Origin of the sequence: Mesorhizobium sp. Cs1321R2N1, assembly GCF_037179725.1 — a bacterium.
Classification (GTDB): domain Bacteria; phylum Pseudomonadota; class Alphaproteobacteria; order Rhizobiales; family Rhizobiaceae; genus Mesorhizobium; species Mesorhizobium salmacidum.
Map to the genome: position 1 here is coordinate 25,582 of NZ_JAPYKP010000040.1, position 16,911 is coordinate 42,492.

The following is a 16,911-nucleotide window of genomic DNA, read 5'->3' on the forward strand; positions in this document are numbered from 1 at the left end:
CCCCAAGGGTGGAAGAAACCCAGCCTGGCATTCGTTCGCGTCCCATGCAGACCATCACCAACACCGCCACCCGCTATGGCTGGGCAACCATCGTCCTCCACTGGCTGATCGGGATTATCTTCATCGGCCAGTTCATGCTCGGCTTCGTCATGGTCAGGACCCAAAGCCAACGCACGGCCTTCGAATTGATCCAGCTGCACAAATCCCTGGGCTTTCTGCTGCTTGGCCTCGTCATCCTGCGTATCGCCTGGCGGCTCGGCAATCCGGCACCGCTCTTGCCGTCTTCTGTCGGCGCCTTGGAGCGTCGCTCGGCGCCGCTGGCGCATCTGGCGCTCTATGTATTCCAGCTCGCCCTGCCTCTGTCCGGATGGGCGCTGGTGTCGGTTTCGACGCTGGAAATCCCCAGCATGCCGTTCAACCTGTTCGTCATGCCCAACCTGCCGCTGCCCGAATCCGACGCCGCCGAAAGTTTTTGGGCGTCTGCGCACTGGTATCTCGCCTATGCCGGCATCGCGCTCGTTGCGCTGCATGTCTGCGCGGCCCTGCGCCACCATTTCCTGCTGCGTGACAGCGTGCTCACGCGCATGATCACGCCTTCGTCAGCCGGGGAATAGAACGGGTCTTGGTCTCGTTTGTGAGGTGAGGACGCCAGAGAGCGTTGCCTCCTAACAAGGAACAACCCAATGCGTGCGCGAATCCTCGGATTGGCGGCTGCCGCCGCCTGCCTTGCCATGCCAGTCCATGCGGCAGTCGTGCTTAGCGATGCTGCCGGCAACTATACGATCAGCCAGGCTGGTTCCGCGATCCGCTTCACCATCGGCAAGGCCGGCGGCGGCGGCTTCGACGGCGCCTTTGCCCGTTTCAAGGGCACGATCCGCATCGACAACAAGGATGTCGGTCGCTCTAAGGTCGACCTCACCATCTATCCCGAAAGTGTCGGCACCGGCCAGGGCCGCATCGATGCCTTCCTACGTTCCGACGCGGTGTTCGACGCGGCCAACAGCCCCGAAATCCAGTTCCGCTCGACCAGTGTGACCCGCACCGGCGACACGACGGCGATCGTCACCGGCCGGCTGACGGCGCGCGGCAAGACGTTTCCGGAAAAATTCACCGCCGAGCTCGACGGGTTGAAGGGTGGCACGATAAAATTCCACGTCACCGGCAAGGTGCTGCGCTCGCGCTACGGTATGGATGTCGGCACGCCGCTTTATTCCAACGTCGTCGATTTCGACATGACGCTGACGGGGAAAAGGGGCTAAGCGCGGCTGCGGTACCTGATTTCCTCGCCCACTTTCGTGGCGCGAGGAACAGAGCATCCGCATTGGCTTTTCCAGCGATTTCGGGCAAACCTCGTGGCCGGTAAAATCGACATGGAGAAGCGTGATGTTCCGATGGGGTGTGTTGTCGACGGCCAAGATCGGCCGGGAGCAATTGTTGCCGGCGATCGTCGGGGCGGAAAACGGCGTGCTCTCGGCGATCGCCAGCCGCGACCTGTCGAAGGCCAAGGCATTGGGCGACCGCTTCGGCGCGCGCCACGCCTTCGGCTCCTATGAGGACCTGCTCGCGTCCGACGAGGTCGACGGCGTCTATATCCCGCTGCCGACCTCGCAGCACGTCGAATGGACGGCCAAAGCCATCGAAGCCGGCAAGCATGTACTGGTCGAAAAACCGCTGGCGCTCGACGCCAAGGACATCGCGCCCCTGATCAAGCTGCGCGACGCCAGGAAGGTGCTGGTCTGCGAAGCCTTCATGGTCATCTACCATCCGCAATGGATCAAGGTGCGTGATCTCATCGCCAGCGGCGGCATCGGCCGGCTACGCCATGTGCAGGGCGCTTTCTCCTACTACAATGTCGACCCCAACAACATGCGCAACAAGCTCGATCTGGGCGGCGGCGCGCTGCCCGACATCGGCGTCTACCCGACCGTGTCGACGCGCTTTTCGACCGGCAAGGAGCCGTTGCGCGTGCAGGCGACGATCGAGCGCGACAAGACATTCGGAACCGATATCTATTCCTCGATCCGCGCCGATTTCGGCGATTTCGAACTGTCCTTCTATTTGTCGACCCAGATGGCGGCACGCCAGGTGATGGTGTTCCACGGTGAGAAGGGTTTCATCGAAGTGTTCTCGCCCTTCAATGCCGGGCTCTACGACCATCACCGCGTCGAACTGCACAACCAGAACCACACCGAGGCGCAGGTGTTCCGCTTCCCCGGCACACAGCAATACAGGCTCGAGGTCGAGACCTTCGCGCGGGCAGCACTTGGCGGCAAGGAGCGGGTCTTCACGCTGGAAGAATCCGTGCTCAACCAGAAAGTCATCGACGCCATCTTCCGCGCCGGAGACACAGGCGGGTGGGAGACCGTCTGAGCCATTGTTTGACGCAATTCCCTAGGGGAAGCGCTACGCGCTTTTCCCGGGAAAAACCGCCTCACACTTTTCCTGGAATTGCTTGCTTAGCCGGTTAACTGAGAGGAAAAATGGCTGACGACGCGGATGTGATCATTGTCGGCGCCGGCCTTGCCGGGCTGGTTGCCGCCGCCGAGCTTGCCGAGGCCGGCAAGAAAATCATCATCGTCGACCAGGAGCCGGAGCAATCGTTGGGCGGTCAGGCGTTCTGGTCGTTCGGCGGGCTTTTCCTCGTCGATTCACCGGAGCAGCGGCGCATGCGCATCCGCGACTCCCATGATCTGGCGCTCGAGGACTGGATGGGCACCGCCGCTTTCGACCGGCCGGAAGACCACTGGCCGCGCAAATGGGCCGAGGCCTATGTCGGCTTTGCCGCCGGCGAGAAGCGCTCCTGGCTGATCGAGCGCGGCCTGAAGTTCTTTCCAGTCGTCGGCTGGGCCGAACGCGGCGGCGGCAACGCCATCGGCCACGGCAATTCGGTGCCGCGCTTCCACGTCACCTGGGGGACCGGCCCCGGCGTGCTCGACCCTTTCGTGCAGCGCGTGCGCGAGGCGCAAAAGCGTGGATTGGTCGACTTCAGGTTCCGCCATCGGGTCAATGCGTTGACGCGGACGGGGGCAGCCGTGACCGGCGTACAGGGCGATATCCTGCAGCCGAGCACTGCCGAGCGTGGCCACAAGAGCTCGCGCGAGGTCTCAGGCGACTTCGAGCTTCATGCCCAAGCCGTAATCGTCGCCTCCGGCGGCATCGGCGCCAACCACCGGCTGGTGCGGGAAAACTGGCCCAAGCGGCTGGGCAACGCGCCGAAGCGCATGATCACCGGCGTGCCGGACCATGTCGATGGGCGCATGCTGGCCATATCGGAACAGGCCGGCGGCTCGATCATCAACCGCGACCGGATGTGGCACTATGTCGAGGGCATCAAGAACTGGGCGCCGATCTGGACCGATCACGCGATCCGCATCCTGCCCGGCCCGTCCTCGCTGTGGCTCGATGCGCGTGGGAAACGCCTGCCGGTGCCGCTCTATCCCGGCTTCGACACGCTGGGCACGCTCAGCCACATCATGAGCACCGGCTTCGACTATTCCTGGTTCATCCTGACGAAGAAAATCATCCAGAAGGAGTTCGCGCTGTCGGGTTCCGAACAGAACCCCGATTTGACGGGAAAAAGCTGGCGCCAGGTGCTCGGCCGCGCCACGTCGGGCATCCCCGGCCCCGTCAAGGCGTTCATGGAAAAGGGCGAGGACTTCATCGTCGAGACCGAATTGCCAAAACTTGTCGCCAGCATGAACGCGCTGGCCGGCGAACCGCTGCTCGATGTGGCAGGGGTCGAGCGCGAGATCCGCGCCCGCGACAGGCAACTCGACAATCCGTTCTCCAAGGACATGCAGATCACCGCGCTGCGCGGCGCCCGTGCCTATCTCGGCGACCGGCTGATCCGCACGGCAAAGCCGCACAAGATGCTCGACCCCGCGAACGGACCGCTGATCGCGGTGCGCCTCAACATCCTGACCCGCAAGACGCTGGGCGGCCTGCAGACCGATCTCGACAGCCGCGTGCTCGGACCCGACGGTCAGCCTGTGCCGGGCCTCTATGCCGTCGGCGAAGCCGCCGGTTTCGGCGGCGGCGGCGTGCATGGTTACGCGGCGCTCGAAGGCACGTTCCTGGGTGGCTGCATTTTCTCGGGGCGCAGTGCGGGAAGGGCGGCGGCGCGGTCGGTGACATGAGACGGCAGCGGCTTGCCCGCGCTCGGCCGAGCCGTTGCCATCGACGAACTGCAGTCTAGGAAAGTTTTGGCGCGCCCGAAGAGATTCGAACTCCTGACCCCCAGATTCGTAGTCTGGTGCTCTATCCAGCTGAGCTACGGGCGCGCATCAGGCCATGTTTTCGACGGCCCCGCGATCCGGTCCGAAAGACCGGCCGCGAATGTGTGCAGTTCCCTAACGACTGAATTTACGAAAAGCAAGCCGATCCGGCAAAAGTTTTGTCGCAAGCCTGTCACGCGGCGATGCCGGCGCCGATCCCGCCACTTCGAGCCGCTGTGGGGCCGGCCTAAATCCAGACAGCGGACGATCGGGAACGATTGGGGAGAGCGGCGACGGGGGAAGGCACAGCACGAAACCCTCAGGCCGGGCGGCGCAGGCCACCACGGGCTTGGTCGAGCCGCACCGGCTGGTCGGGGATGGTGACGGCGAATGTGGTGCGCCCGCCGATCGATTCGACCAATTCCACCGTGCCGCCATGCGCCCGGATCAGTTCGTGCGCGATCGCAAGGCCAAGGCCGGTGCCGCCGCTGCGCGCCGAGCCGCGAAAGGCCGCGAACAGATTTTCGCGCGCCTTCGGCGGCAGGCCGGGACCGGTGTCGGTGACGGCGATGCGGCTGACACTGCCCATGCGCTCGGCCGAGACCGCCAACCGCCGCACCACGGCGCTTTCGGTTTCGGCCGCCATCGCCTGCACCGAGTTGCGGCAAAGATTGGTGAGCACCCGGAAGAGCTGGTCGGAATCGGCATCCACCTCGAAAGCCATCTCGACGGCGTTGATGAACTCGATGCCCTCCTCGATGTCGAGCAGGCCGTGCACGTCCTCGACCAGTTGGCGCAGCCTCACCCTGCGGCGCGAAGGCGGCGGCTCCTGCGCGCGGCCGTAATGAAGCACGCCCTCCGAATAGGAGACGGCGCGGTCGAGCGCGCGCAACAGTTTTGGCGCGAAGGCCTGCACGGTCGGATCCTTGACCTGGCGCAGGCGGTCCGACATCAGCTGGGCCGAGGCCAGGATGTTGCGCATGTCGTGGTTGATCTTCGATACCGCCAAGCCGAGGTCGGCAAGGTGCTTTTGCTCGGCCAGCATCTTTTGCAGCCGCTCCTGCATCTGCGACAGTTCGCGCTCGGCCACGCCGATCTCGTCGGCGCGGTCGGCGGGGTGAATGATCCGCCCGGGATCGTCGGGGGCCTCGGAAAAGGACAGCATCGAGCGCGTCATGGTGCGGATCGGGCCGATCATGATCAGGTCGATCGCGGCATAGACCAGCATGGCCGTGAACAGCGAGATCAGGAGCGAGACGAAGGCGACGTTGCGCGAGTAGATGAGCATGGCCTTGCGCAGGGAATAGTCCGGCATGATCAGCTCGAACTCCTTGTCGCTGTCGCCGACCGGTCCGAAAACGCGCAGCATCCTGTCGCCGCCGAAAAACAGCGTGTCCAGCGCGCCGGTCATACCCTTGACCATGCCGACGCTGGCGAGATCAATGTGTTCGTCGACCTGCGGCGGCATGTCGGCCACCACCAGAAGCCGCGAGACGCCGCCGTCGCGCACCGCGATCGCCTTGGCGCCGATGGCCATCAGCACGTCATTCTGGGCCGTGCGCGACAGCGACGTCGAATCGCCCTGCACCAGCACGATCGACACGGCGGCGGCCGTGCTCAGTCTCTCCTTGAGCCAGCTCAGCCTGTAGCTGGCGATCCAGGGCAGGAAGATCAGCACTTCGGCCAGCAGCACGAAAACGATGGTGAGCAGCAGCAGTTTGGTCGACAGGCCGCGCGACAGGGGTACCGTGCGGACAGCGGCTGGCGCCGTTCCGGTCCCTTCCCCTGCTTGGCTGGCTTCGCTCATGCGACTCGATCTTCACAATCACTTGATCAGCCAAGATTAGGCGATTACGGCTTTTTTGCCAATTTCTCCCTTGGTCGGAAAAATAGATGCTCCAAAAGAGGTGCGTCTTTAGCGCGCCGACGCCGGATTGACTTCCAAAACCCTTCTTTCTATAAGCCCGCTCACGCTCGGGCCATTCGTCCCGGCGCGGTTTCGATCGCGCCAAAGCCGGCCCGGCAAAGCTCCTGTTACAAAGTGACAGAATCAAGAAGGGCCGCACCCCGCGGTATTAAAACAAATGAAGCGTACCTACCAACCGTCCAAACTCGTCCGCAAACGCCGGCACGGCTTCCGTGCCCGCATGGCCACCAAGGGTGGTCGTGGCGTCGTCGCAGCTCGCCGCAACCGCGGCCGCAAGCGGCTCAGCGCCTAAGCGAGACGAGATCGTTGCCCGCAACCGGCAAGCCAGTGGGGCAAAATCCCAAGCGGCTTCTGAACCGCGCGGAATTCCTGGCCGTCCGTCGTGGTGAAAAGCGACGCGGACGGTTTTTCCTCGTCGAGGTCCTTGACCGCGGCGACGGCGGGGTGCCGCGCGTCGGCTACACCGTCACCAAGAAGGTCGGCAACGCTGTTGTGCGCAACCGCGTCAGGCGGCGGCTGAAAGAGGCCGTCCGCGTCCATGCGGCAGATGACATGGTGCCCGGCAATGATTATGTCATCGTCGGGCGCGATGATGCGCTGCGCGCGCCTTTCGGCCAGTTGAAGGCCGAACTCTCCCGCCGACTTCGCGGAACACGATAGGCCAAGGGCTCTCGATGGAAAACAACCGGAACTTCTTCATCACCATCGCATTGTCGGTGCTGATCCTGGCGGTATGGCAGTATTTCTACGTGCTGCCGCGCAGCGAAGCCCAGCGCGAGGCCGCCAAGGTCGAGCAGCAGCGCGTCGAGGAGCAGAAGAAGGCGGCAGAAGCGGCCAATCCGGGCGCATCGACGCCGGCCCCAGGCACTACCGCCCCGGGCGCCATTCCCAATGCCCCCGGCGGTGACGTCGTCACCGCGGCCAGCCGCGACCAGGCGCTGGCGGTATCCAAACGCGTCAAGATCGACACGCCGAGCCTCGAGGGCTCGATCAATTTGACCGGCGCGCGGCTCGATGACCTCAAGCTCAAGCACTACACCGAGACCGTCGACAAGAATTCGCCCGAGATCGAGCTGCTCAACCCGCAGGCTCTGCCCACGGGCTATTTCGCCGAGATCGGCTTTGTCGGCAACGACAAGACCGGCGCGGTGCCGGGTGCCGAAACGGTGTGGAGCGTGGACGGCAATCCGACGCTGACCCCGTCGACGCCGGTGACGCTCACCTACACCAACGACAAGGGCCTGACCTTCAAGCGCACCTTCTCCGTCGACGTCAACTACATGTTCACGGTGTCGGACACGGTGCAGAATTCCGGCTCGAGCGCGGTTTCGCTGTTCAATTACGGCCGCGTCACGCGCTACGACAAGCCGGCCGTCGCCAGCACCTATGTGCTGCATGAAGGCCTCATCGGCTTCACCGGCGCCGAAGGCCTGCAGGAACACAAATACGCGTCGGTCGAGAAGGACAAGCAGTACCAGCCCGGCAAGTCGACCGATGGCTGGCTCGGCATCACCGACAAATACTGGGCCGTCACGCTGGTGCCGACCGAGAAGCAGCCGTTCCAGCCGCGCTTTGCCTATTTCGAGGACGGCCGCCACCGCTACCAGTCCGACTTCCTGACCGACCCGATCAATGTCGAGGCCGGCCAGTCGGCGACCGTCGAGACCGAGGTGTTCGCCGGTGCCAAGGAAGTCGCCAAGATCAACGCCTATGCCGAAGACCGCCACATCAAGCGGTTCGACCTGCTGATCGACTGGGGCTGGTTCCACTTCATCACCAAGCCGATGTTCTGGCTGATCGACACGCTCTACAAATTCCTCGGCAATTTCGGCCTGGCGATTCTCGCCACCACCGTCATCGTCAAGGCGCTGTTCTTCCCGCTTGCCAACAAGTCCTACGCGTCGATGGCGAACATGAAGAAGGTGCAGCCCAAGATGCTCGAGATCCGCGAGAAATACGCGGACGACAAGATGAAGCAGCAGCAGGCGATGATGGAGCTGTACAAGACCGAGAAGATCAATCCGCTCGCCGGCTGCTGGCCGGTGGCGCTGCAGATTCCGGTCTTCTTCTCGCTCTACAAGGTGCTCTACATCACCATCGAGATGCGCCACGCGCCGTTCTTCGGCTGGATCCAGGATCTGGCCGCGCCCGATCCGACATCGATCTTCAACCTTTTCGGGCTGGTGCCGGTCACGCTGCCGCACATGCTGATGATCGGCGTCTGGCCGCTGATCATGGGCGTCACCATGTTCCTGCAGATGCGCATGAACCCGACGCCGCCGGATCCGACGCAGGCCGCGATCTTCACCTGGATGCCCGTCATCTTCACCTTCATGATGGCCGGGTTCCCGGCGGGTCTGGTCATCTACTGGGCCTGGAACAACACGCTGTCGATCCTGCAGCAGGGCGTGATCATGAAGCGCCAGGGCGCCAAGATCGAGCTGTGGGACAATCTGGTGGCGCTGTTCCGCAAGAAACCCTCGCCGGCGGAATAGCCGGCGCCTCTTTGGTAAAAGAGCCCCCCGCAGGCTGAACCGTAAAGTGGGCGGTTTAGACAGGGGCGGATTTGGCGGCTGGGTCCTGTGTTCCACAGGGCTCAGCCTTTTACAGCGTGTCGCGCGAATAGGATTCGCCCGCGCTGCTGTAAACTTCTGATTTTATACATGTCGTTATCCCGGAACCGAGGACACTTCCGGGCGACATGCACTAGTTTCAGTGATGCAGCGTGCGATGCCGTGATCCGGCACGCGATAGGGACCAGGGACCGAACCGGCATTTTCGTGGCCTCCCGTCATTGCTGGCGAACCAGCCGAACCTCGCTGCTGCCGGATTGCCCCCATGGAACTTATCCTGCGTTCAAGAGTTCGCGCAAAAGGCTTCCTAAAGCTCCCGCGTGGGAGGATCCGGTCGACGCGCCTGTCCAAATTCAAGGCAGTGCAGCGGATCGACCTCATCATGCTACTTGCAGCGAGGCATTCCGATGAGCAGCAACATTCACCCAAAGACACGCAAGCCCTCCGACAAGGATTTGAAGCAGAATCCGGGAATTGGCGCCTCCAGGGGCACGATCAAGGGTGGCAATCTTCTCGACGAGGACGAGGAACTGGACGGCGAGAATACTTTCAAGGGAGATGTCGATAACGACACCACGCCGCAAGGCGGGGTCAATCCCCGGCAGACCGGGCGAACCAACGAATAGGAGCCTGGCACGACCGGCGTCGAACGTGCAGAGGATCGCCCTGATTGGAGGCTGTCATGCTGGATTTCGAGCACGCCAGGCATCGGATGGTGGAGGCGCACATCGCGCGCCGCGGTGTGCATGACAAGCGGGTTCTGAATGCGTTGCGCCGGGTCGCGCGGGAGCAATTCGTCGACGAGGGTTTTGAGGAATTCGCTTATGAGGACAGCCCGCTGCCGATAGGCAGCGGACAGACGATCTCGCAACCCTTCATCGTGGCGAAAATGGCTGAAATGGCCGAGATCGAGGCGACCGACCGCGTGCTGGAAATCGGCACCGGCTCGGGCTACGCGGCAGCCGTACTGGCCGAACTTGCTGAACACGTCTTCACCGTCGAGCGGCACCGATCGCTCGCGCAACAGGCGGAGCGGCGGCTCAATGCCGCCGGTTACCGGAACATCGAGGTCAGGGTCGGCGACGGCACGAAAGGCTGGCAGGAAAAGGCACCCTTCGACGCTATCGTCGTCGCGGCCGCCGGCAAGTCCATTCCCCTTAGCTTGCAGGAGCAGTTGGAGATCGGCGGCAGGCTGATCATTCCGGTCGGTGAGGATCCTTACTCGCAGCGCCTCGTTCGCCTCACGCGGATTGCGGCAAACAAGTTCGAGGAGGAGGATCTCGGTGGTGTCATGTTCGTGCCGTTGATCGGCGAGCATGGCGGGCACGAGGAAAACGCGCCGTCGGCGCGCGAGTTACGCCCTCCTTCATTGCCGCGGCAAATCGCGCGGGCGGCCGAAGATTTGCCGCCGATCGACGATCCGGCCTTCGGCGCAATGTTCGACCGGTTCGGCAGCCGGCGCGTCGTCCTGCTCGGGGAAGCCAGCCACGGCACTTCGGAATTCTATCGTGCCCGCGCGGCTGTCACCCGACGCCTCCTCCAGCGACACGGGTTCACCATCGTGGCCGTCGAGGCGGACTGGCCGGATGCAGCACAGATCAACCGGTATGTGCGCGCAGAGGAACGGCAGTCGGAGGCGCAGCCGTTCTTCCAGCGCTTCCCGACCTGGATGTGGCGCAACACCGAGATGTCCGAATTCGTCGGCTGGCTGCGTGAGTACAATCGGGACTTGCCCGATCACGCGAAGGCAGGCTTCTACGGACTCGATCTCTACAATATGAGCGGCTCTATCGCCACGGTGCTTGCCTACCTAGACAAGGTCGATCCCGAAGCGGCCGCCGTAGCGCGCGAGCGCTATGGCTGTCTGATGCCCTGGCAGAACGAGCCCACCACCTACGGGCGCGCGGCGCTGCGGCCGGGCTACAGAACCTGCGAAGAGGCCGTTGTGCGACAGTGCATGGATCTGTTCGAGCGATCCATGGCCGAAGGCGACGGCGCTCTGCTCGACGCCAAACAGAGTGCACGTCTGGTCGCATCGGCCGAGCGGTACTACCGCGTGATGTATTATGGCGGCGCCGAGACCTGGAATCTCCGCGATCGGCACATGTTCGAAACGCTCGATCAGCTTCTCGAAGCGCATGGACCGGATTCGAAGGCCGTGGTGTGGGCGCATAACTCGCATATCGGCGACGCGCGGCATACCGTCATGGGTACCGTCCGCGACGAGTTGAACATCGGCCAGCTCTGCCGGGAACGCTTCGGTGCGCGGACGGCGCTGATCGGTTTCGGAACAGATACCGGTACTGTCGCCTGTGCCTCGGATTGGGGCGGCGAGATGGAGGTGAAGGACGTGAATCCTTCGCTGCCGAACAGCTTCGAGCGACTGTGTCACGACAGCGGCAAACCATCGTTCCTGCTGGATTTTGGGCGCCATGGCCAGCTCGGCGACGATCTGGCGGCGCCGAGGCCGGAACGCTATATCGGCGTCATCTACCGGCCGGAGACCGAACGGCTCAGCCATTACATGGACTCGTCCGTCTCCCGCCAATTCGACGCCTTCGTCTGGTTCGATCGAACGTCCGCTGTTACGCCGCTCAGCATGTCGGCCGACAGCACCGGCAAGGTACCGGATACATTTCCGTTCGGCATCTGAATGTCCGGAACTCGATGCCAGTGCATTGGCGGGTCAGACTGTCCTCAACCGCACGGCCTGTCGAAAGCGCCTGGCTCGTCCGGGCTTTTTCTCTGGGGCGGGCATCCGTTCACGTTCCCGTGATCGGCGAAACTGAAAGCGCTCGCGCGGCGTGACTGCTTGTGCGTTTCCAAAGGCTATCAATTCCGATCAGCCCTCACCCGGAGGAAGACCACATGCGCTTGCCCACATTCAGGACCATCGCCATATCAGCCCTTGTCGCCGGCATGGCGATTTCCGCTCCCGCCTATGCCAAGAACCCGAATGTCGGCGGCGCGCCGATGTACGCCACCAAGAACATCGTCGAGAACGCGGTCAAGTCGAAGGACCACACGACGCTGGTCGCCGCCGTCAAGGCGGCCGGCCTGGTCGACACGCTGCAGGGCGCTGGCCCCTTCACCGTCTTTGCCCCGACCAACGAAGCCTTCTCGGCACTGCCGAGCGGCACGGTCGACACGCTGCTCAAGCCCGAGAACAAGGACAAGCTCACCAAGGTGCTGACCGCACATGTCGTGGCCGGCAAGATTTCAGGCGCCGAGATGATGGAGAAGGCCAAGGCGATGGGCGGCAAATACGAGATGAAGACCGTCTCGGGCGACACGCTCACCGCCGAGATCAAGAAAGGCAAGCTCTACATCATGGACGAGTCCGGCGGCGAGGCGAAGGTGACGATCGCCGACGTAAACCAGTCGAACGGCGTCATCCACGTCGTCAACAAGGTTCTGTTGCCGAAGTAGCGGCTTCCGGCGAAAAGGCGGGGATGGCGGATCGTTGGGGCTTTCTCGGTCCGCCATCCCCGCCTCATGACGAGGTGCCATGTTTCTTGGAAAGCCCTGTCGGCGAGGCCGGGGTCCTGTCGTCCCTCATACCTTCGTGCTGCCGCCCGGAGCGTCGAACGTTCAGGTCTATCAGGGCAGTGGTTTCGACAGGCGCGCTATCCAACCCGATCGTGATCCGCCACGGCAACAAATCAGCTTGTCCGCCACGGAAGACTCGCTCCCCGGCCGATTGGTGCTATAGGGCGGATCACGCTATTTTGAGCAGGCGCCTCCGGTCACGGATGCGCCTGTCTGCCAGTTCCCGGACGAAACCACATGAACGGACCCAACCCCGGCATCAAGCACCCGATCCCGATGCACACGCGCGTCGGCTTCCTGAAACCGCTGGTGACAGCGCCGAATATCGAGATCGGCGACTTCACCTATTATGACGACCCGGACGGGCCGGACAAATTCGCCGAAAAATGCGTGCTGCATCACTATACCTTCATCGGCGACAAGCTCATCATCGGCAAATTCTGCGCCATCGCCGAAGGCGCACGCTTCATCATGAACGGCGCCAACCACGCCATGTCCGGCTTTTCGACCTATCCGTTCAACATTTTCGGTCATGGCTGGGAAAACGGTTTTGACCCGGCGACGTGGTCGAAGGAAGTGCGCGGCGACACCGTGGTCGGCAGCGATGTCTGGATCGGCATGGAGGCGGTGATCCTGCCCGGCGTGGAAATAGGCCATGGCGCCATCGTCGCCGCCAAATCGGTGGTGACGCACGATGTGCCGCCCTATGCGATCGTCGCCGGCAACGCGGCGAAAGTGGTCAAGATGCGTTTCGACGACAGGACGATCCGGCGGCTGCTGGCGGTGGCATGGTGGGACTGGCCGGTGGACAAGATCGGCCGCAACCTCGACGCCATCAGGGGCGCCGATATCTCTCTTCTGGAGGCAGCAGCTTGAACGTTCCAAACAGCACCGCGATCGGCACCGACCTGTTCACGCGCGGGTGGATCTTCATCCGTGGTGTGCCGGCCATGAAGTTCCTGCCGCCGGAAGGGCCGCCCGAAATCGCCTTTGCCGGCCGCTCCAATGTCGGCAAGTCGTCGCTGATCAATGCGCTGGTCAACCAGAAGGGGCTGGCGCGCACCTCCAACACGCCAGGGCGCACGCAGGAGCTCAACTATTTCGTGCCGGACGGGTTTTCCGGCGAGGGCGCCGACCTGCCGCCAATGGCACTGGTCGACATGCCGGGCTACGGCTATGCCACCGCGCCCAAGGAGAAGGTCGACGAGTGGACGAAGCTGGTCTTCGATTATCTCAAGGGCCGGGTCACGCTGAAGCGGGTCTACGTGCTGATCGATGCCCGCCACGGCATCAAGGCCAAGGACGACGAGGTGCTGTCGCTGCTCGACAAGGCGGCGGTGTCCTACCAGATCGTGCTGACCAAGACCGACAAGATCAAGGCCGCCGGCGTGCCGCGGCTGATCGAGGAGACCCTGGCAAAGATCAAGAAGCGTCCCGCTGCGTTTCCGTTCGTGCTGGCGACCTCATCGGAAAAAGGCGAAGGCCTCGAGGAATTGCAGGCCGCGATCGTGCTTGCGGCCAATGGCGGCTAGTCGTCCTACGCGATCCGTTGACCGCGCCCTGGCAATCCGTCAACATCGCAATGCCGTTCGAGGGCAACCGGATGCGTATCGTTTTTCGTTGTGATCCCGCGCTTGCCGAAATGCTGCCCCGGCCGGTTCCCGCGCGCGGCGTCCTGCCCGACTGGCTCCGCAAGATGCCTCCGAAAGCCTATTCGGAAATCCACGGGCGAGAGATCAGGACGGTAAAACAGTGTCCGCCCTTCGTCGATGCCATGACGCATGGCTTCATGATCCTGCTGCCATGCGACGTGACCGTTGAGAACGGAGCCTTCGAATGGCGGTGGGACATCGCCGAGCCGTCAACGAAGGGCCACCCGCGTTCGCCGCTCAGCTTCCATGTCGCTGAACAGCTCGCCGGCGCACCGTTATCGAATGGGCTGGCAGCCATAAAATTCAACAGTTTCTGGACGATCGAGCTGGAGGAAGGCTGGTCCCTCTTCGCCACCCATCCGGTCAGCCGCGATGATCTTCCTTTCCGCCTGGTGACTGGTGTCGTCGATTCAGATCACTTCCAGGACGCCGGCATCAATTTCCCGGCGATTTGGACCGACCAGGGTTTCTCCGGCGTGCTGGCGAAGGGCACACCGGTTGCGCAATGCTTTCCCGTGCCGCGCGCCGCGCCCGAACTTGTCTTCGAAAGCTTCGATGCCGTGCGCAAGGCCTCCTATGAAAAAACCGTCGCCGATGTTCTTGCCGAACCCGGCGTCTACCGGAAGCAGTTTCGCGTAAAGCGCGCCCGCTAACCTGCAAGCAAGCCCTTCAACGTTTCGCGATCGATCCAAAGCTTGCCGTGCGGCGCTGACGTCAGGGCCATCGCGATGATGCCGAAGGTTGTGGCGCGCTGCTCGTAGGCCGTTCGATAGGCCTCGATCGCGGCGTCCATGTCGCCCGCTTCCTGAAGCACTACCCCCAGATTGACCGCCGCCTCGGCGTTGTCGGGGCGTATCTCCAGCGCTTTGCGATAGGCGGCCGCTGCCCCCGCATGATCATGCAGATCCTGCCTGACAAGGGCGAGATCGAACCACGCCGATGCAGGCGCGTCTCCCTTTACGGCCTGCTCCAGCAAAGGTGCCGCGTCGGCGGGCATTCCGTCCTCGAACAGCATGCGGCCCAAACGCGCCGCCGCCTCCGCCGACAAGGGATCGGCAAGTGTCACCTGTCGCCATGCCTCGAGCGCTTGGATCCGATCGCCTGTCTCATCAAGTGTTCGCGCCCGCTCGATGAGCACAGCGGCGCCAGGCGCCAATTCGGCCGCGCGTGAGAAATGGAACAACGCTTGGTCGAGGTCCCGTGCCGCCCGCGCCAAGCGGCCGGCGAGCAATTGAGCGGATGCGTTGTCAGCCCGGATCGCCAGACTTGCCTGAATATGGGAGCGGCCTCCCAATATCTCTCCCTTGGCGAAAAGAACGGCAGCCATAAGGTGGTTGAGGGCAGGGTCGTCCGCCGTCTGGCGAAGAGCCTCCTCGCAAAGCAGCCGTGCCTGCTCGTGGCGACCGGCGTTGAAGTCCGCCACGATGCGTCGCATCTCATTCTGGAGCTTCGGAACGCCCATCCCGATCTGCCTTCACACTCGCGAACGAGAACCATTCCCGCGGAATGATCGGTTCTACCCAAATCCAAACGTTGAGGCTCAGCGCCTTGAGGTCAAGCCGGCCTCCGCAAAAAAATGGACGGCCGTTTCGGAGAGTCCTGTCAGGATGAGTGTAAGGTCTTTTCTCCCTCTGCCAGCCTTTCGGTGCCGTAGGCTTTCAGAAACAGGTCGACGCCCGACCTGACGATGTGGTCGATCTCGTCCTGGGGCGGGGCTTTGGTGCGGTAGGCGAAGATGCACTGCCGGAAAAGACCGGCCAGGCACAATTCGGTGAACTGATAGGCGGCGAGGTCGACATCTTCGATCTCGAGCAGGCCGCGTTCGATGGCGGCATTGAGGAATGTCACGACCCTGTCATGGCCGCGCTTGGGCCCGCGTTCATAAAAACGTGCGCCCATGTCCGGTATCCTGTCGGAGGCGCCGATTACCGTACGCTGCGCCTGGATGACCCTGGCCGAGGTGATCTTCATGGACAGCACCTTGCCGAACTTGATCAGCGTCTGGCGCAGGTCGTCGGCGTGGTCGAGCATGTCGTACATGTTCTTGAAGATGGTGCCGCGCTCTTCCTCGATCAGCGCCTCGAACAGCTCTTCCTTGTTGGCGAAGTAGACATAGATGGTGCCCTTGGAGACGCCAGCCTCGCGCGTGATGTCGTTCATCGAGGCGGCCTCGAAGCCCTTTTCAATGAAGACACGACGGGCGCCGTCGATGATCTGGCTGCGCTTGACCGGGTCCTGTCCAGCCGCCGGCCTGCCGCGGCGCAGACCTTCCAGCAGGTCTTCGCACGGGTCGGTCTCGGCGTTGCCCACAGTCTCACCCATATAAGTCGCACCTCGAAATAATTCGAACCAACCGGTTCGATTTCCTCTTGATATGGTCCTCTTTACGCGCTATGTCAACGGCCAGATCGAACCGAACGGTTCAGTATTATAACATTAGAGAGATGTCATGTCCTCGAACACGCCCGCCACCGCCGAAGTCCGCCCTTTTCCCAACGCCAAGGTTGCCCCGGCGACGGAAGCGCCCGATGTGCATGTCCAGCCGGCTGTCGCACCGCCGCCGGAGGCTGAAGCTCCGGCCAAGAAGAAGCGCTCGGTGCGCTCCTTCCTGCTGCCGATCATCGGCCTTGCCCTTTTGAGCGGCGGCGCCTGGTACGGCTATGACTACTGGACAACGGGCCGCTTCATGATCTCGACTGACGATGCTTATGTCCAGGCCGACATGTCGTTCGTCTCGCCAAAAATTTCCGGCTATGTCGATCAGATCCTGGTCAGCGAGAACCAGCAGGTCAAGGCCGGCGATCCGCTGCTGACGATCGATGCCGGCGACTACAAGATCGCCGTTGCCCAGGCCGAGGCGCAGATCGCCACACTGGCCAAGACACTCGACCGCATCGACGCGCAGACCAAGGCCGCGCAGGCCTCCCTGCAGCAGGCACAGGCGCAGAAGGTCGCCGACCAGGCCGCCGCCGACAATGCCGGCCGTGCCCAGCAGC

General features: G+C 63.0%; 17 protein-coding genes and 1 tRNA gene. 14 read left to right on the forward strand and 4 right to left on the reverse strand.

The features are described 5' to 3' along the window. The first annotated feature begins 44 nt into the window (after positions 1 to 44). The 4 genes from O7A61_RS13245 to O7A61_RS13260 all read left to right on the forward strand — a co-directional run bounded on the left by O7A61_RS13245 (position 45) and on the right by O7A61_RS13260 (position 4,136). The gene (locus O7A61_RS13245) at positions 45 to 614 is read left to right on the forward strand and encodes a cytochrome b (RefSeq protein ID WP_337130171.1); all 570 of its coding nucleotides are present in this window, start codon (positions 45 to 47) and stop codon (positions 612 to 614) included. A gap of 69 nt (positions 615 to 683) precedes the next feature. Next, on the forward strand, positions 684 to 1,259 hold the full coding sequence (locus O7A61_RS13250) for a YceI family protein (RefSeq protein ID WP_337130172.1): 576 nt from the start codon (positions 684 to 686) through the stop codon (positions 1,257 to 1,259). Between the two features lie 124 nt (positions 1,260 to 1,383). Further along, the gene (locus O7A61_RS13255) at positions 1,384 to 2,370 is read left to right on the forward strand and encodes a Gfo/Idh/MocA family protein (RefSeq protein ID WP_337130173.1); all 987 of its coding nucleotides are present in this window, start codon (positions 1,384 to 1,386) and stop codon (positions 2,368 to 2,370) included. Between the two features lie 110 nt (positions 2,371 to 2,480). Next, positions 2,481 to 4,136 (forward strand): FAD-binding dehydrogenase, encoded by a 1,656-nt coding sequence (locus O7A61_RS13260; RefSeq protein ID WP_337130174.1) that lies wholly within the window; start codon positions 2,481 to 2,483, stop codon positions 4,134 to 4,136. A 67-nt stretch (positions 4,137 to 4,203) separates the two neighbouring features. On the opposite strand, the gene O7A61_RS13265 is transcribed toward O7A61_RS13260, so the two are convergent. Together O7A61_RS13265 and O7A61_RS13270 are read right to left on the reverse strand one after the other, a co-directional pair. Further along, positions 4,204 to 4,280 (reverse strand) — tRNA-Arg (locus O7A61_RS13265). A 253-nt stretch (positions 4,281 to 4,533) separates the two neighbouring features. After that, the gene (locus tag O7A61_RS13270; protein WP_337130176.1) at positions 4,534 to 6,021 is read right to left on the reverse strand and encodes a HAMP domain-containing sensor histidine kinase; all 1,488 of its coding nucleotides are present in this window, start codon (positions 6,019 to 6,021) and stop codon (positions 4,534 to 4,536) included. Positions 6,022 to 6,298: 277 nt separating this feature from the next. Here O7A61_RS13270 and rpmH point away from each other — a divergent pair, with 277 nt between their 5' ends. From rpmH to O7A61_RS13315, 9 genes are all read left to right on the forward strand, one after another. After that, on the forward strand, positions 6,299 to 6,433 hold the full coding sequence (gene rpmH, locus O7A61_RS13275) for a 50S ribosomal protein L34 (RefSeq protein WP_008833937.1): 135 nt from the start codon (positions 6,299 to 6,301) through the stop codon (positions 6,431 to 6,433). A 14-nt stretch (positions 6,434 to 6,447) separates the two neighbouring features. Continuing rightward, positions 6,448 to 6,801 (forward strand): ribonuclease P protein component, encoded by a 354-nt coding sequence (gene rnpA / locus O7A61_RS13280; RefSeq protein ID WP_027143858.1) that lies wholly within the window; start codon positions 6,448 to 6,450, stop codon positions 6,799 to 6,801. Positions 6,802 to 6,815: 14 nt separating this feature from the next. Then, positions 6,816 to 8,636 (forward strand): membrane protein insertase YidC, encoded by a 1,821-nt coding sequence (gene yidC, locus O7A61_RS13285; RefSeq protein ID WP_337130178.1) that lies wholly within the window; start codon positions 6,816 to 6,818, stop codon positions 8,634 to 8,636. A 485-nt stretch (positions 8,637 to 9,121) separates the two neighbouring features. Then, a complete protein-coding gene (locus O7A61_RS13290) occupies positions 9,122 to 9,340 on the forward strand; it encodes a hypothetical protein (protein ID WP_140716266.1) in 219 nt (72 codons plus the stop codon). 56 nt (positions 9,341 to 9,396) lie between these two features. Continuing rightward, a complete protein-coding gene (locus O7A61_RS13295) occupies positions 9,397 to 11,367 on the forward strand; it encodes a protein-L-isoaspartate(D-aspartate) O-methyltransferase (RefSeq protein ID WP_337130180.1) in 1,971 nt (656 codons plus the stop codon). Positions 11,368 to 11,582: 215 nt separating this feature from the next. After that, the gene (locus O7A61_RS13300) at positions 11,583 to 12,143 is read left to right on the forward strand and encodes a fasciclin domain-containing protein (RefSeq protein ID WP_337130181.1); all 561 of its coding nucleotides are present in this window, start codon (positions 11,583 to 11,585) and stop codon (positions 12,141 to 12,143) included. A gap of 357 nt (positions 12,144 to 12,500) precedes the next feature. Next, positions 12,501 to 13,139, forward strand: coding sequence for a CatB-related O-acetyltransferase (locus tag O7A61_RS13305; RefSeq protein WP_337130182.1), 639 nt, complete (start codon positions 12,501 to 12,503; stop codon positions 13,137 to 13,139). Continuing rightward, the gene (gene yihA, locus O7A61_RS13310; RefSeq protein ID WP_027143852.1) at positions 13,136 to 13,795 is read left to right on the forward strand and encodes a ribosome biogenesis GTP-binding protein YihA/YsxC; all 660 of its coding nucleotides are present in this window, start codon (positions 13,136 to 13,138) and stop codon (positions 13,793 to 13,795) included. The genes O7A61_RS13305 and yihA overlap by 4 nt, the downstream gene beginning before the upstream one ends. Positions 13,796 to 13,866: 71 nt before the next feature. Beyond that, a complete protein-coding gene (locus O7A61_RS13315) occupies positions 13,867 to 14,568 on the forward strand; it encodes a hypothetical protein (protein WP_337130183.1) in 702 nt (233 codons plus the stop codon). On the opposite strand, the gene O7A61_RS13320 is transcribed toward O7A61_RS13315, so the two are convergent. Both O7A61_RS13320 and O7A61_RS13325 read right to left on the reverse strand, forming a co-directional pair. Then, on the reverse strand, positions 14,565 to 15,377 hold the full coding sequence (locus tag O7A61_RS13320; protein ID WP_337130184.1) for a tetratricopeptide repeat protein: 813 nt from the start codon (positions 15,375 to 15,377) through the stop codon (positions 14,565 to 14,567). The two genes, O7A61_RS13315 and O7A61_RS13320, sit on opposite strands and share 4 nt — an antisense overlap. Before the next feature lie 140 nt (positions 15,378 to 15,517). Continuing rightward, the gene (locus O7A61_RS13325; RefSeq protein ID WP_337130185.1) at positions 15,518 to 16,237 is read right to left on the reverse strand and encodes a TetR/AcrR family transcriptional regulator; all 720 of its coding nucleotides are present in this window, start codon (positions 16,235 to 16,237) and stop codon (positions 15,518 to 15,520) included. A gap of 127 nt (positions 16,238 to 16,364) precedes the next feature. On the opposite strand from O7A61_RS13325, the gene O7A61_RS13330 reads away from it, so the two are divergent. Continuing rightward, on the forward strand, positions 16,365 to 16,911 hold a 547-nt coding region (locus O7A61_RS13330), incomplete at its 3' end, for an HlyD family secretion protein (RefSeq protein WP_337130186.1).